This window comes from Draconibacterium orientale, from assembly GCF_900111425.1.
GTDB lineage: Bacteria > Bacteroidota > Bacteroidia > Bacteroidales > Prolixibacteraceae > Draconibacterium > Draconibacterium orientale.
In genome coordinates this window covers 113,609-130,370 of record NZ_FOHT01000013.1, presented here as the reverse complement: position 1 = coordinate 130,370, position 16,762 = coordinate 113,609, and the positions used below count along the sequence as shown (strand labels likewise).

Annotated in this window: 13 protein-coding genes; 5 read left to right on the top strand and 8 right to left on the bottom strand. The window is 40.7% G+C overall.

The window, feature by feature from the left end; translation table 11 throughout:
* Positions 1–276 precede the first annotated feature (276 nt).
* Entirely contained in the window at positions 277–1,257 is a 981-nt protein-coding gene (locus tag BMW53_RS09230; RefSeq protein WP_038560308.1) for a PorP/SprF family type IX secretion system membrane protein, read from the top strand.
* Here BMW53_RS09230 and BMW53_RS20940 read toward each other — a convergent pair.
* The 5 genes from BMW53_RS20940 to BMW53_RS09210 form a co-directional block, all read right to left on the bottom strand.
* Entirely contained in the window at positions 1,241–1,420 is a 180-nt protein-coding gene (locus BMW53_RS20940) for a hypothetical protein (RefSeq protein ID WP_157470824.1), read from the bottom strand. The genes BMW53_RS09230 and BMW53_RS20940 overlap by 17 nt on opposite strands.
* Before the next feature lie 141 nt (positions 1,421–1,561).
* A complete protein-coding gene (locus BMW53_RS09225; RefSeq protein WP_051567916.1) occupies positions 1,562–3,805 on the bottom strand; it encodes a PKD domain-containing protein in 2,244 nt (747 codons plus the stop codon).
* A gap of 11 nt (positions 3,806–3,816) precedes the next feature.
* Entirely contained in the window at positions 3,817–4,806 is a 990-nt protein-coding gene (locus BMW53_RS09220) for a dihydroorotate dehydrogenase-like protein (RefSeq protein WP_038560305.1), read from the bottom strand.
* 91 nt (positions 4,807–4,897) lie between these two features.
* Positions 4,898–5,566 carry a YggS family pyridoxal phosphate-dependent enzyme gene (locus tag BMW53_RS09215; RefSeq protein ID WP_038560302.1) on the bottom strand — a complete coding sequence of 223 codons (669 nt, stop codon included), beginning with the start codon at positions 5,564–5,566 and terminating at the stop codon, positions 4,898–4,900.
* A gap of 290 nt (positions 5,567–5,856) precedes the next feature.
* Entirely contained in the window at positions 5,857–6,588 is a 732-nt protein-coding gene (locus BMW53_RS09210) for a toxin-antitoxin system YwqK family antitoxin (RefSeq protein ID WP_074780546.1), read from the bottom strand.
* Between the two features lie 269 nt (positions 6,589–6,857).
* On the opposite strand from BMW53_RS09210, the gene BMW53_RS09205 reads away from it, so the two are divergent.
* From BMW53_RS09205 to BMW53_RS09195, 3 genes are all read left to right on the top strand, one after another.
* On the top strand, positions 6,858–7,622 hold the full coding sequence (locus BMW53_RS09205; RefSeq protein WP_038560296.1) for a hypothetical protein: 765 nt from the start codon (positions 6,858–6,860) through the stop codon (positions 7,620–7,622).
* A gap of 16 nt (positions 7,623–7,638) precedes the next feature.
* Complete coding sequence (locus BMW53_RS21490) at positions 7,639–7,980, top strand: cold-shock protein (protein ID WP_245749030.1); 342 nt, start codon at positions 7,639–7,641, stop codon at positions 7,978–7,980.
* 214 nt (positions 7,981–8,194) lie between these two features.
* The gene (locus BMW53_RS09195) at positions 8,195–9,370 is read left to right on the top strand and encodes a helix-turn-helix domain-containing protein (protein ID WP_038560294.1); all 1,176 of its coding nucleotides are present in this window, start codon (positions 8,195–8,197) and stop codon (positions 9,368–9,370) included.
* 231 nt (positions 9,371–9,601) lie between these two features.
* On the opposite strand, the gene BMW53_RS09190 is transcribed toward BMW53_RS09195, so the two are convergent.
* Entirely contained in the window at positions 9,602–10,780 is a 1,179-nt protein-coding gene (locus BMW53_RS09190) for a DUF5009 domain-containing protein (protein WP_038560291.1), read from the bottom strand.
* 313 nt (positions 10,781–11,093) lie between these two features.
* Between BMW53_RS09190 and BMW53_RS09185 the strand changes: the two genes are divergently transcribed.
* Positions 11,094–12,155 (top strand): CNNM domain-containing protein, encoded by a 1,062-nt coding sequence (locus tag BMW53_RS09185; RefSeq protein ID WP_038560289.1) that lies wholly within the window; start codon positions 11,094–11,096, stop codon positions 12,153–12,155.
* Between the two features lie 553 nt (positions 12,156–12,708).
* Here BMW53_RS09185 and BMW53_RS09180 read toward each other — a convergent pair.
* Together BMW53_RS09180 and BMW53_RS09175 are read right to left on the bottom strand one after the other, a co-directional pair.
* On the bottom strand, positions 12,709–15,165 hold the full coding sequence (locus BMW53_RS09180; RefSeq protein ID WP_038560287.1) for a DUF5686 and carboxypeptidase-like regulatory domain-containing protein: 2,457 nt from the start codon (positions 15,163–15,165) through the stop codon (positions 12,709–12,711).
* Between the two features lie 688 nt (positions 15,166–15,853).
* On the bottom strand, positions 15,854–16,564 hold the full coding sequence (locus BMW53_RS09175) for a hypothetical protein (RefSeq protein WP_038560284.1): 711 nt from the start codon (positions 16,562–16,564) through the stop codon (positions 15,854–15,856).
* Between the last annotated feature and the right edge of the window lie 198 nt (positions 16,565–16,762).

Genomic DNA, 16,762 nt, shown 5'->3' with positions numbered 1-16,762 from the left:
TACATTAACATATATGCTTTCCTGGAAAATCCTGAGAAAAGCTGGCTCATATTGATAAAGCAAGACAAATACAAATACCAACATTCGCTATTCCCAGAAGTACAGGGGGCTTACTTTTGAAAAATAAAAATACCTGACTTGAATATCAAGAAGTTAGAGATATGAATTTAAACTAGATCCGGTTTCCCGGACAACAATGATAAAATATTTCAAAATCCATCTCATGTGAATTTGATTTTGTATTTTCACCCCTCATTTTAATCGGGGATAAACTAAATGTACTTCAAAAAACTTCTGCTTGCTTTGCTTGTGTTGCCGTGTGCAGTTTTTGCTCAGGATCCCGGTTACTCGCAGTTTTTTGCTAATCCGCTTCACTTAAATCCGGCTTTTGCCGGCACTACCGAACTTCCCCGTATGGTAATTAATTACCGTAACCAGTGGCCACAAAAAGGCAATTCGTTTACCACCTATTCGCTTTCTTACGACTACCTTTTGAAAAAAAGTAATGCCGGAATTGGCTTTCAGGCTTATCACGATCGCGAACCCAATAATATAATTACAACAAGTGCTGCAACCGCAAGCTATTCATACCATCTTCAATTGGGCATGGAAAGTTTTATGACACTGGGATTAAGCGCAGGCCTTGTAAGAAAACAATTCGACACCAATGGCTTGATATTTCCCTCAGAAATCGATCAGCTTACAGGCGAGGTTTCAGGTTCAAGCGGCGCTCACCTTTACGAAGGGAATAAAACCTACCCCGACTTTGCAATTGGAGCGGTAGGTCAGCACCGCCAGGTATTTTGGGGAGCCAGCCTGCATCATTTGACCACACCCGATGAGTCGATTTACGAAGGAGATAACAAGGGGAATGTGCCAATGAAAATTACGGTACATGCCGGTACCCGACTGCACAAGTTTCATCATGCTTTATTGTCGCGGCGCTTTACGCTTTCGCCGAATATACTTTACCAGCAACAGGGATCGTTTAAGCAGCTAAATCTTGGAATTTATATGATTGAAAAATCATTGTTGTTTGGAGGTTGGTTCAGAAATAACATCGACACACGGCCAGATGCTATAATTGCTTTAATTGGCTTTGCACGCGAAAAATTTCAGTTTGGGTACAGTTTCGACTACACCCTGTATGAACTTTCAAATTATAGTTATGGCTCACATGAATTGTCACTTACATTTTTTGTTGGAACTAAGGCAAAAAATAAAATCAGAAACAAACTTCTTATTCCCATGCTTTAGCTTTTGCACTAAATTTTTCCTCATCGTGGTTAAGTTCCCACGGCACAACAAAATGTTCTTCACTGTGTAAGTTGCGCTCTTTCTTCTTAAAAGTCTGAAAATCCATAAACACCGGGTGTTCGTTTTCAGAGTACGGTTCAAATTTGTCAGTCCGCTTCATCATCAATCTTTTTAAAAATTATACACTCAAGCCCCTTTTTCCATACGGCTAACCATGTGCTTATACGTTTTAAAGGGGAGGAAAGATACTAACAAACATGATGTAAGTCAATATTTTTAACACATTTTAGTGCAATCGATTGTATCAGAACAGGAGGGCTACATTGCCTTTTTGTTTGTGCGAGCCGCCCATAAAATCGTTATATTTCAGCACCCAGGTGTACACGCCTGAAGGAGCAAAGTTTCCATTGCTCATTGTGCCATCCCAGCCTTCCTCTTGTGTGTCCGTTTCGAAAACAAGTTCGCCCCAGCGGTTAAAAATCAACAGTTGATATCCATCGTTTAAAACACCTTCGGCATGCAATCTAAATTCATCATCCGGGTGGCTAAGGTTAGGCGAAAAAGCAGTAGGCGGATTTATTTTATCAAAAACCACACTTACCTGTTTTACGATAGTATCGGCACAGCCAAAACTGTTACCGGCCTCGAGCGACATGTTATAAATGCCCATGGCATTATATCTATGTTGGAGATCTGTTTCGTAAGAAAACGTACTGTCGCCAAAATCCCAGAAATACACGGTAGCCGCATGAGAGGTATTGGTAAATTTCACCTCAGGAGCGGTAATCAACACTTCCTGCGGAGAGAAATCGAATCCAGCCGTTGGAACCGGATACACTTCTACCAGGCTATCATAAACGGCCGTATTTTCGCACCCGTTAACATCGAGCACAGTAAGGCTGATATCGAACGATTTACGCTCATCATCCGGATTAAGAAATTGATGCATTGGGCTTTCATCTGCAGAAGTATTCCCATCATTAAAATCCCACAGGTACGACGCTGCCGGTTTACTGGTCTTTGCAGAGAATTCAACATTTAACGGAGAACACCCTTCCTCGTTTTCAACATCAACAATAATATTAGGTTTTACTTTTACTTCCAGCGCCAGCGATGAGTCGATACATCCCTGCTCATTTACTTTTAAGGCCACCGAACGATCAATATTTTCAAATCCCAATGGAATGGTAACACGATCTACTCCAATCCCCGATTCAAATTCGGCATCGTTGTAATACCAGGTAAAATCTGCCGCTTCAACAGTATCGCCAATAAACGAAAGCTGAAGGTTGTATCCGTAACATTCGCTGGAATCGAGATCGAATTTTGCTTCGGGCTGGTTATGAAATTCAAACATTACCGTATCGGTATAAGGGCAGCTTGCCTCATCGATGGTATTTAACTGAAAATAATACTGGCCATAATCGTTAACCGTAATTTTTGGTTTTGTGGTTAAAGAATCGTCAACCGTAACCGTTTCATCCAACGGAATAAGCTCAACCAGCGGATCTGAATCCTGAAATATCAAATCAACAGTAGCCGACTTTGTGCCACAAAACAGGGTTTGAATTTTTGAGTAATCCAGCTCCGGACGTTTGCTTTCGCGTACTTCTATATATGCGGTAGCCGACAGCTGTAGCTGAAGATCTTCCATGCCGCCAAACTCCACTACATAGCCCTGCGGGTAATAATAGCCATCAGGCGTATATTTGTCTCCTTCATCCGGAAGATCGTTCCACGACTTTTTTCTTCCTCCCGGATCAACAACCATGTGGGCATAATCTTCATCGTCACCCCAATCTTTTTGTACATTATTGGGTTCACCGTAATTCCAATAGGCAAATCCAAATTCCTGTCCTTCGGATGTGCCCCTCCAAAAAAGTGTTCCTTCTTCAGGTCCGGTTTTCCAATACCAATCCCCTTCTTTATCTTCGTCGGTTCCCCCTATCCAGCCAACACCATCAATTTTCGAATAAATAAAATCGTTTTCGGTACTGGAGGTAATCGTTGCCAGATAGCCCTTAAGATCGTAATAAGTCATTTCTTCGGCTTCGGCTTTGGCCGTTGTCCAACTTATTCCACGTTTAGCAATATATTGGTAGAAATGCCCGGTATAAGGCAAATAATCGGCATCAAGTAAACCAATTGCAAATTCACGGGTACCAATACTTCTTGTTCCACTCAGGTTATAGTAATACACTTTTGAAATGGCTCCGCGGTATTGTTCATCGGTACCCACGCCACTTATTTCCAGTGTTCCCTTAGTGTCATTCCAATTGTATTTTAACGATGGAACCTTTACAAATCCCAGCCGGTCTTCTCCCCGTTCATAGTTAACAATCGATACCTGCATTCCTTTATCAGCGGCATCAATCTGTATGTTTTCAATAGAAATATACTCGGCTAAATATACCGAATCGGAGCAATAAGTAATGGTATCGTTTTGAGCATTTTCTATAACCGGTACGTCATCTTGCCCCAAAACAAAACCGGTACTTCCCAGAAATAAAAAAAGAACGCCAAGAAATACCGGTTTTATATTAATCATCTTTTAAGTGATTATTTTCTGTTCGAGAAATACTTCATAAATTGTGAGCGCTCGTAAACCATCGGGTCGGGGATGTTTTTATACGAAAGACGACCTCTGAAATCTTCTATCTTTTTAAAGTTCCACTTCTTCATAAAAGCGGTTAGGTCTTCCAGCATTCCATTAACCACCTGCGCACCGTTTACATACAATGTAGAGCACAATTGGGCCACCTGCGCACCGGCCAGCAGTTGCTTAATTACTGCATCGCCATCGTGTATTCCGGTTGAGGCGGCAATATCCAAATGCGTAACCGACGATGAGACAATGCCCACCCAGCGCAACGAACGGCGCAAATCGGATGGCGAACTAAACACTTCTGAGGCTACCAACTCCAGCTTATCCAGGTTGATATCGGGTTCGTAAAAACGGTTAAACATTACCACACCGGCAGCGCCATTGGCTTTTAGTTTATCGGCCATACCGATAATATTGCTGTGGTTCAAACCAAACTTCACCGACACGGGAATTGTGACTTCGCTTTTTACCTTTTCAAGAACATCAAGGTAAAGCTGTTCGATCATTCCCGGTTTTTCATGACGGTCGGTTGGTAAATAAAAAATATTCAGTTCGATGGCATCGGCACCGGCTTCTTCAAAATCTTTGGCAAATGTTGTCCACTCTTTCGATGATACGCAGTTTACGCTGGCAATAATTGGTATATCAACCGCTTCTTTTGCTTGTTTTACCAGCTCAAGATGTTTGGTTACCGTATTGTCGCGCATGTAATTTTTGATGTAATCTTCGGCCTCGGGGTAGCCAACATTGTGCTGGTCTTTAGCCAACATATGGGTTACCTCGTTGTTTATTTGCTCCTCGAAAATCGATTTCAGCACAATGGCACCAATTCCGGCATCGGCAAGTTGTTTAATTCTTTCAACCGAACTGGTTAGTCCTGAACTGGCGGCAACCAAAGGGTTTTTCAGCTTTAGTCCGAGGTATGTAGTCTCTAAATTTGCCATAATAAAAATTTATAGTTTGCTGTACAGCGCTTAAGCTTGCAAATGATTTTGTGCCTTTACCCGCTGCTTTATTTCAATAAATCTGTCTGTTTCAATAGTTTCGTTCTCCAAAAATTTTGCTTCCCACACGAATCATCGTGCTTCCTTCCTCAACGGCAATGGGATAATCGCCTGACATGCCCATTGAAATTTCGGTGAAAAATTTGGAACCGGAAAAGTATTTATTTTTCAGCGAATTAAAAATACCTTTTAACACGCGAAATTCATTTCGTATCTGATCATTATCATCGGTGTAAGTAGCCATTCCCATCACGCCTACAACCCGCACGTTTGTGAGCTGCTTAAATGCCTCGGACGACAGTAAAACATCGGCCTCATCGGGCGACAAACCGAACTTGGTAAGCTCTTTGGCAATATGAAACTGAAGCAGCACATCGATGGTTCGATTGTTTTTAATGGCTTCTTTATTGATGGTTCTTAGAAGTTTAATGGAATCGACTCCGTGAATTAGCGAAATAAACGGAGCAATATATTTTACCTTATTGGTTTGCGGATGCCCGATAAAATGCCACTCGATATCTTTGGGCAGTTCTTCGTATTTCTGGGTTAAATCCTGTACTTTGTTTTCGCCAAAAATACGATGTCCGGCGTTGTAGGCTTCCAAAATGTCCGCGTTGGGTTTTGTTTTTGAAACAGCTACCAAACGTACATTTTCAGGCAATTTTTCTGTAATTTCTTTTAAATTTTTCCCAATATCCATTCCTCGTCCGAATTTGACGTAAAAATAGGAATAAAGTTGGAAACCCTTCAATGATCGGGGTTCAAAGTTGGAAGTAATGTTCCTGGGAAAAGACTTTATTTTCCGACCGTCAGAATCTTTAACTGTAAGCCCCTGTATTTACTGACAACGCATTTTCAGGATAAACTTCAGTTTGACCCCGCTGCACAAAACACCCCGTAAATCACTGAACAGCTGCTCAATGCAAAAAGATTATTGTTTCGATGTATGTAGTTATTGTTTGAATGTAAGCAGTCGTTGTTAGAATTCTTCTAGAGCTGAATGGACTTTGACACCACTCCCCTGTTCCGGTAGCGGGTAGAATATTCGGCAGTAATGGTAACGGTTCCGCTGGTTTGCGAAACAACAACTTCGCCAATATTGTTTCTTGTTTGCAGGGCTTTCATCTTTTTAGGCATATATTTACCTTCAAGTAAATCGCCGATGTAATAATCAACATTATCAAAATCGTCGTTTAAGCGGGCCTGAATTAAATACCCGGTTGCAATGCGGTGTTTGGTAAGCAATAAGCTTGGCGCTTCAATCGCTTTCCCCGATTCGGTGTATTCTTTTAACCCCACGGCACGCAATCCGTTTTTATACTCATATTCGGCCTGCAATGTTCCGTTGCGGTGATAACGCATGCACTTACCATGCAGGTCGTCTTCTTCATACGGTTGCTCTTTCCAAACCTGTGGTTCGCGGTCTAAAGCGGCCTGGTAATACGTATAGGCAACGCCTTGTTTTTTCCCGGCAACGTAGGGTATGGCCGAGTATAAACTTCCGTGCAGGTAATAACGTTTCTGCATACCGTGTTTTATCGCTGTTCCCTTTACCACCGATATTTCGTATTCAATCTGCTCCGAATTTTGAAATGGCCGCTTAACGATTTCCAGGCCACTGTTCTCTTTACTTGCATTTTCCGAGGTCTCCTTTTTCGGTTCGGAATTACAGGCCAACAGAAATAACAGCGCGGCAGACATTAGGTAAATCCATCGTTTCATCTCAGCTATTTTGAGTTTTATAGTTAATAAAGATAGTCTTTCATTCTTTATAAACCGAAAACGCGGCACTATTCTCCAACATCGTTACGCACCGTTGGCTGGCCTGTATATTCCGGTTTATTTTATACGCCTGTTTTTCCAGCATAGTTTTTAAAATTCGGCAAACCCTGCCCCGGAAAATACGTACATAAAAACGAAAAATACGTTCAGAAAACCATTGTTCTTTTCATCGCATGATTTCCTGTCGTTAAACTTAAAAAGATATCGTCATGGAAAAACATTACTACCTTGTAGCCACTCCCGAATCGTTGATCGTTTCACACTTGAGTCCATTCGAATTTGGAAATTATATGGCCGTAGGAACAAAGAAAAACCTGCGCGCGCAATCGGTATTTTTTGAGATCGATCCGAATAAAGTTGAACTGCCTGACCATTATGTGAACCAGAAACTCATTCCGTACGAAAACGGCGAACCCAAACGTTCGGTGTATCTTTCCATTTACCGCGTTTTTGAAACCGTTCCGCTGGAAGCACTTCTGAAACTTTACCTGGTAACCGACGATGGCAAAGTGCTCGAAATCTCCGACAGTGAATACCAACCAGCGAAAAAAAAGGACATTCATCTGTATCAGCAATACAATCCATTTTCAACCATGGTGGCCAGTAAATTAAGTCCGCCCGAATTCATTAAATTTTTAACCGATATCAGCAAACCGGTTTCGGTGCCAAAATTATTCTTTGTTGAACTTCAGTTGAACGATCTGGCAAACGATCCGTTGCTTCCTATAAAAAATTTGCCATACCGAAATCCGGCACATCTGAGGGAATGTTTGATAAAACTTCATCAGAGTGACGAAAGACGAACCAAAACGGTTTTGCGGGTACGGCAAAGCGAACTTCCCTACCGAACCATTGAAAATGGATTTTTTATTGGCGAAAACGAGCACTATAAATTTTATCCGTTTCCTGATCAACACGCCTTGGAAAGCACTTATTTCTCGTGGTGGAGATCAGCACTGGAGCAACATTTTTAATCGTTGAACTTTCTGTTTGAAGAAATTAGATAACGAAAAGCCTGATTTTAGGCGTATTTTGGTGCTTAAAGCAAAGAATACTATTAAAAAGTTAAAACCCGAAATTTATGTTATTTATTTTCAAAAATTTATCGTAGCTTGCACCCATAATTTTTTTAAGAATAAAATGAATAAAGGAACAGTAAAATTCTTTAACGATACCAAAGGATTTGGTTTTATTAAAGATGCAGAATCAACAAAAGAGTATTTCGTTCATGTAAGTGGATGTAAAGATGAAATTCAGGAAAATGACGAAGTAACGTTTGACCTTGAAGAAGGAAAAAAAGGTTTGAACGCAGTAAATGTAAAACTTGTATAGTTATTATATTGCTTTGATGAAAAGTTCGGTTTTAACCGGACTTTTTTTTTGCCCTTTTTCTGCTAAAATCGAATGCCCTTTACACCTATAGAATTCATATTGTTAAATTTAATACTGAAGTGCACATTACCAACATTGCGTTAACACATTTTTTGGTACGATTTTATTAGTTTTAAATCGTTTTCGTTAAAGCAACCTGATAAAACAACCTGATATGCCCGAAATAACAATATGGAATTTCATATTGCTTGCCGAAATAGCTTTTGGCTTTATTCTGCTTCTTTTCTTACTAAAAGTTAGTACAAAGCTTAATTGGTATTTTCCCCTGGCCATTTATGTGCTTTTGGTTATGATCGATTGCTACTCCGAGTTTTTATTTCATACCGGTTATATTACTAATACCCCACACCTGTTGTATGCAAGCGAACCTTTTAACCTTTTGGCAGGGCCAATGATTTACCTTTACGCCCGAAGCCAGGAATACCAGCGCTTTAAATTGATAAAAACAGATTTCCTGTTACTTATTCCCTCCATAATCAGCTTATTAGTGTACCTTCCAACATACACCATGTCGGCAGCTGATAAGATTCTTGAGTATCAACATTACGGAACCCTGGAAACGGATATTGAGAATTTTGTTTGGGAATGGATTTTTTTAGTTAGCATAAACGTTACTTTTTTTGCAGGCGCATTGCAGCGTTTCAAAAATTACAACGAAAAAATTAAAGCCTTATACTCCAACATAAGAAACGCAGACCTGCGTATAACACAGACTTTAATACGACTTTGTATAGTCATTTACACCCTTGAACTTGTGGCGGTTTTTCTCACCTATTACGAGCTGCCATTTAATAGAGAACTCTATCATTTGTACGATATCGTTCAGTTAATAGTACTGGTGCTTATTGGCTACGATGCTTTAACCACCTATAAACATTCGGCAACTATAAAACAAGAATGGCAACGGATTCACCTGGAAGACGGGCAAAACATTAACCAACCCATTAAATATGCAAGTTCAACGCTTACACGCAAACAGTCGGCCGCGCTGAAAGAAAAACTAGAGGCCTATATGGATAAGCACGAAGTTTATCTGCAATCGCAAATTCGCATTAAAGACCTGGCCGATTTAACAGGAATTAGCAGCCACCAGATTTCGCAGGTTCTTAATGAATCGTTTAATCAGAATTTTTATGAATTCATAAATACGTATCGCGTAAAGAAAGCCATTGCGCTGATTCAGGATCCGCAAAATTCGTCACTTACACTTTCGGCAATTGGCTACGAAGCCGGGTTCAATTCGAAAACAACCTTTTACGAGGCCTTTAAAAAAGCAACAGGAACCACTCCGGCGCAATACAAATCAAACCACAACATATCAAACACTTAGCGATTCATATTTATAAGTCCGAACTGCCAACAAACAATTTCTTGTCCTGTTTTATAATCCCGAACGCCTGTTTAAATTTATCAACATATTTTTGAGAAATAAGAAAGCGAAATTACACTGTTCACGAAAACAGTGTATCCTCCTTCCTAAAAAAGTTTACCTCACAATCCGTTTCCTGGTATATGGAAGCGGATTTTTTATTTTAGGATTTCTCCTATCAAATCACAAAACTTATAAACGAAGGCGTATTCCTATTTTTGCCAAAAGAGCAGCAAAGCCGACCATTGCCAATGCCCACAATATTGATCCCAGAATTACAACTCCGGCAAATTCCGACTGTTTGTAAATAAGTATCGGTACTCCGCTTAACCACATCGAGTAGTATAAAATATCGGGGGCAAGATAGGTTGTAAGAGAGTTTTGTCCGGCAGGCTTAAACACTACGGTCCATCTGGTGAGCTTAAATAAATCGATAATAATATAAAGAACAACAAACACCAGCACACTAATACCGTTACAAATCATCGCCCAACTTGGTGTTCCCTGTATTTTTGAAATAATAAACCACTGCCTTAAAACAAATCCGGCAATGAGAAAAACAACTCCAAGGATTAAACTTGTTGATATCAGCTTTTTAAAATCGGCAAAACCAATTTGCCGAATTAAAACACTAAAGAACAATCCGGCCAAAACAATTGATGGGGTGTTTCCGCTAAGCAGTACTCCCAAAACGGGTTTTACGGGGTTTAAGAATTCCAGCAGATTGAATTGCGAAAGTATATTCAACACAAAAAACAAAGCCCAGAAACCGGCAATTTGTAATAAATTTTCTTTTACCAGTAGGTAAACCAGCGAAGCGGCCAAATAGCCCCAGCCAATTAATCCGAGTATCCCCCACCAACTGGTATGCAGCCAGCTTACCTGCTCCGCAGTTCCCGATTTGAAAATAGCTGCCAGAATGATTAAGCCGGCCATTCCGGCTCCTTTTAGCACATAAACCAACCACGGCGGCAATTTGCTGTAATTGTTCCACACCAGGAAAATGGAAACATAAACCCCAATGGCCCAAATGTTTTTAGGAATGCCCGTCAATTCCGGATTTAAACGGGATACATTAACCATTAATACTCCAATAATTAATAAACTTACTGTTCGTAACAAAATATGGTAAAGTATAGTAAGGCTTGTGTGCCCCTTTTTTAATCTGCTTTGCACGGCAAAAGGCACTGCCATACCCACCATAAAAAGAAAACCCGGGAATACCCAGTCGGCAAGCCCCATACCGTCGAAATCCACAGCGGTATGCCCCAACCAGGCCGGAACTCCAGGCATGTACAAATCGTTAACAAAAAGCATAAGAAAAAGCGTTAAACCACGCATTATATCAATAGAAAGGATTCGTTGTTTCATCCGTATCAATTTTAATTTTCTGATAAATCTAAAAATTCAAATTTGACAGATGGAACCGCTCCATCCGTCGCTCTCACATAAATTTTAATCATTCTTGCCTGCCTGCGGTAGGCAGGTTTGTGAATTTAGAATGAGGAAAATTCATGTTCGTTTCATAAATTTCGATTTAGTTGTTTTTGCAAGAATAGCAAAATAAGCAGATTCCTCAAGTGTTAAAACTCATATTAATAAAATAAATGGTTGAGCTGAAGAATTAGGCCATCTACTTCACGATTATTTTTCTATTTTCGTATAAAACATTGTTATACGTTATATGGCGATATTATTCTTTTTCTTTTTCGTTTCAATAATTTTCTCATTTCTGTGTTCCATTTGGGAAGCCGTTTTGCTAAGCATAACACCGTCGTATGTTAGCCGCATGCAAATGGAAAAACCACACCTGGGCAAACGGTTAGGTATTTTAAAAGACGACATCGACCGCCCGCTTTCGGCCTTATTAACACTAAACACCATCGCACACACCGTTGGTGCCATCGGAGTAGGCGTACAAGCCGGCAAACTCTTCGGAACGGCCAAAATAAACCTTTATATTTTTGAGGCAACTTACGAGTCGCTTATAGCCGGTTTAATGACACTGGCCATACTCATTCTTTCTGAAATTATACCCAAAACCATTGGCGCCACTTACTGGAAAAATCTAACACCGTTTACCGTGCGTTCGTTAAAAGGTTTAATGATTGTACTGGCACCCTTTGTTTGGCTAAGCAAATGGATAACTCATTTAATTAAAAAAGATGGTGAAAAAAGTGTATTAAACCGTGCCGATGTTGCCGCAATGGCCGATGCCGGGTTAAGAAGCGGTGCCATCGACAAAGAAGAAAAATCGATTATCCAAAACCTGTTACGTTTAGAGAACATGCAGGTAAAAAATATAATGACACCGCGAAGTGTAGTGTTTACCCTCGACGAAAACCAAACGTTGGGAGAAATATTTACCGCATATAATCCGTTCCAGTTTTCGCGCATACCGGTTTATGACGAAAACACCGATAACATTACAGGATTTATACTGAAAGATGCAATTCTGGAAAATATAGCCGCCGACAAACACAGCCGGCAGGCCGTGGAAATACGCCGGAAAATATTTTTCGTTGAAGACAGCCTTTCGGTTGCCGGTTTGCTCGATAAACTTATCCTTGAAAAACAACACATGACAATGGTAGCCGACGAATTTGGAACTGTTGTAGGCCTTGTTACCATGGAAGATGTTATTGAAACACTGTTTGGCCTTGAAATCATTGACGAATCGGACAAAGTTGCCGACCTGCAGAAACTGGCCCGCGAGCGCTGGAAAAGAGCCAATGATGCAAAATAAACCACCACGCATTAGAAATATATGGGGTTTAAATACCGAATGAAATCCGATGGATTAGAAGTCGTTGAATGATGAATAGCGATTAACGATTTGTGATTAACGATTGAACAGAAAGTTTCGGGAGATTCATATTATACCAATTTGATTATAAAATGCCGTATTGGATATGTCGGTTATTTTCCGTTTGTACAAGGCGAAAAATTTTAGCATAGCCGAGCTACGTTATAATTTTTCAACGCAGTAGAAACGGAAAAGAACAAATTCATATGCGGCATTTTGTGGTCAATTTGGTATTAAATACACTTTTGCAATCATTATTCGTAAATCATCATTCTATATTGAAACTCCTCGCAGCAAAGCTGACGAGGAATCCGATTCCGTTAAGGACCTTTTTATTATCTTGTTCGCTTACCCCGAGGCAAAGCCATCGGGGATGCGCTCACCGGAATTCAATGTTTCCTGAACCTATGGCAACTGCATAAAATTGAAGAGTATGCTCCGAATTTAATTCGGGGGTTTTAATCAACATCGGCAAAATAAAATTCTTCGTCTCTTAAAAACTCATTTCTGCCCTGAAACGTAATCCGCTGTTGTCGGTAAAACTCCTATCCATATAAGTACTACCCAACTGATGAATATACTCGATACGCAGCACTTTAAAAATATTTGTGATTCCTAATCCCAGTTCGGCGTATGGTCGTGTAAGATCTTGCGTAAAGGCCTCAGGAAGATCGAATATTGGCTTATACGAGCTTGTTCGGTCGCCATAATGCGCTTTTAACGATACCATTTCGCGCAGTTTCAAGTGCTTTATCAGTGGCAATTTATTAAAGATGATTCCTCCGCCCACCCAGTCGAGGTGAACATTGGTATATACGTTGTGCGCAAACGATGCCTGGTGCAACAGGTTAAAGCGGTATTTGGCAAAACCAAGCGATTGCGACCCCACAGGCATATCCAACAGATCGTATGGCGCATCGCCAAACAAATAACCACCGTTAACCATGTAGCGCATAAATGTAGGCCCCCAGTTTAATTTTCCAACTACCGACCCGTGAAAATGCGAATACATACCAAAATCAGGCGTGTTATCGCCAGGCACATAAGCCTGACCAATGTCCCAGCTTAAATTAATAACCGGCGTTTGGTCGATATAATATACGCGCATAAAATAATACTGATCGTAGTACTGGCCAAATGCCAAACGTGCGTTAAACAGCGCGCCATAGGCCGAGTAGTGCTTGTAATCTACACCGTTATTCACGTAATGAATGGATGGCGTACTGTGATTGGATGCAAAATAAGCTCCTCCTTCAAGAATAACATTATCGGTATTATATTCTAAATTCAGACTTGCTTTCTTTTCCTGTTGTAAATATGGATTCTCCTCGCGCGAAGTAATGGCGGCAATAAAGTTTCCGTTACCACGGGTATTCGGGTTTTTCTTTATAAACCTCAGGTATTTATCCTGCGAAACCAGGTTATAGTCGTCGGAATAATTACCACGCAAAATAAACTTATCGTCGGGTGTTAATTGCCAGCCAAAGTTCAGGCCATATTTTAATTCCTTATTTCGGGTACCGTAACCTAAAAAGCCACCAACAGTAAAGCGCTCCCACATTTTCTGTCCGGTACGGAAAGGCAACGAAAAGCGCTGCCCCTCGATGGCGTTGGTACTGTAAATATCAAATACCGGCCCCAGTTCCATTTTTCCCAAATCAACGTAGCTGGTCAATACCATTCCTCCAACCGCATCAATACCTTTTACCACCTGGTTTTCCTTTAACTTGTCAACGCGCTCGTAGGTTCCGTCCGACATCAGGCTGGTGGCAAACTCGGGCTGCGAGCGCCAGTTATATCCCCGTATTTCATCCAGGTGCTCCGATGTGGAATACTGCGTTATTTTATTCACCATCCAGTTTCCGCTCGAAATCTGATCAATCCGTTGCGAACCATACCTCGACACGGTATCCTTATTCAACATCAACGACAAGTTCAGGCTAATCTGTTGGTTATCGTAAAACCACGTGCCGTCTTCGTCTTTGCGGTATTGTACGTTCGATCGGTAGCCATTTACAAAGTTAATGTTGGCTTCTTCCTGCACATAAGCATAAATGCTGGTAAGTGCGAAGTTTTTGCCTTCAACAGTAAAACGGCCGGTAAACAAAGGGTTAAACTTATTTTTTGGAGTGAACGAAAAATTATAATGCCAAACACTGTCGATAAACGTACTGTCGTTTAGGTAAAGATCGTAGTGCAAACGTGCCGAATTACTTAGCGGAGAAACGATACCACGCCCCAGAATATTAATCTGATCTTTATAAAAATCGAGGTCGATTACTACATTCAACAGAATCAAACTTTCGATGGTTTGATTGAGTTTTGGGAAAATACCATCCTTTTTATTGTAAACAATACTGTCTTTATTGTTGCTTGTTAACGTTCCCAGCTCGGCCATGTATATGGGTGAAAACCGAATATCGCGATCATCCAGTTTCATGGTCACCTCGTTCATATTCGGAATAATCCGGTTTACCTTCGATGTGCTGTCGATGGCCATATAAACCGAAGTCCGCTCAAACGCCTTGTAGTCGTTGTAGTTCTCCACCTTATCGCGGTTCTCCTTTTTGTGCTCCATTATTTTACGATAGAGCACTTTGGCACGCGATTCTTCGGGCCTTACTTTTATCTCGCTAATTTGCTGAACATCGGGCGCCAAATATATTTTAAGCGGCACTTCCAGCTGCGAGGTTACTTTTAGCTCCTGCTTTTGGTAACCTACCGAAGAAAAGCTGATGTTGTCGCCTGTTGCTGCCGACAAAATAAAATGTCCGTCAATATCGGTTATCGTTCCGCGTGTAGTTCCTTTCACCCAAACGTTTACAAACGGAATGGGCTCATTGGTGTCCTTATCATATACATTTCCCGAAATTTCGGTGGCGTCATCTGCTGCATGAGCAACAAATACGAACAGTAAAAAGAGTATTGTTAATCTGATCTTGTTTTCCATAATAAATAAGCAATTGCCTCATTTATCATACAGCCTGGCTAATTAGCAGCTAAGATAAAGAGAATCAACTGACTATGTTTTCTTTTCTTGAATAAACATGTGCATTTACTCAAGCTAATTGTTTTCGTGGCGATTTTACATATTTTAATACTTAGCGAAAGTAATTAAGATCACCATTCTATAATTTAATATCGCTAAATATCGTGCAATATTTTAACTTTTATTAAGAACCGTTCCGAACAGAAAAAGTTGCACAAGCTCGATATATTCTGTATGAAACGATTATTGCCTGACTTCAATTGTTAGTTTCTTAACCTGAAGCAGCTATTTCCTGACGTCTGGCATTCATTTCCTTGCCCCGAAGCACTCGTTATTTTTAGCATAGTTTGTTAGGGCTGCAAGAATAATTGCTATCCCAGTACACAATATTGCCGTGCGAGGGACTAATAAATACATGCGAGGGATTATTATCATTATGCGAGGTACTTTTTTATATACGCGAGGTACTAATAATTGCATGCGAGGTATTAATATTAGTATGCGAGGTTCCCTCGCACCCTGTTTTTTGTCCCTCGCGTAATATTATAAGTCCCTCGCATGCTATTATATATCCCTCGCAGGTATATAATTATCCCTCGTGCCCTTTTAGGAGCACCTCGCATAACAATATTTGATACGATGACGGGATTTAGCTGGCAGAATTGTTTTTGCGTTTATCCTTTTTCTTCCAGTATTGACTGACGTAACCCACATAACGGTCTTTTCGGTGGCGAAAGATATACTGGCCGGCCGCGCGGATTTCTGATACCTGCTGATGCAAGGTCCAGAACGCTTTATTACGCACAACTGCCACTTCATCTAAACGGGCATTTTCGTTTTTAGTTTGTGCCCACAAACCGGCTAACTCTTTCGATTTTGCGATTGCCGTATCAAACAATCCCAGATCAAATCCAACAGCTGTAAGCTGTTGCTTGTATTTGCCCCCCAGTAGCGCCAAATCATTCAGCTTCTGAATAAGATTTGCATAGCCGTTACCTTTTGTAATATATTTTAGACGGGCTAATAAATCGGCATTATTCCGAAAGGCAAAGCGCATGCTACGTAACAGTTCTGCTGCTAATTGACGGGCTTCCGGTAGTTGTAAATTCCATTGCACCTGTGCTTCGCCCGGCGTTTTTAGTTTCTTTTTCCACAGGGTTTGAGCATCACGACAAGCTTTAATGTTTTCCGGCAAGTTGTTTATCAGGTCCTCATCAATACCGGCTTTTTTCAGTTCAGGAATATCATCAACACACCATACATAAAGGTTTTCGGCTTCCTGCAAAAACGAAGGAACGGGTTGATTTGGACGCGACGATTTTACTTCGTCGGGCTTGTTTGTTTGGTTGATTGCTGGCATTTTTTTCGATTTGGGTAAATGAATAGTTTTTTGTTAAGCACAAGATAGTTTAGATTTTGTAAAAAGACAAATTGCACTCCTTATCCAATAAAATACAACAGCATCGCCCTTACGAACGATGCTGTTACGTGCCGGGGTTTTGCCCCTTTTATCCTACAAGACTGAAAGTCCGGTATTTTATAGCGTAGTCCGTAAGGG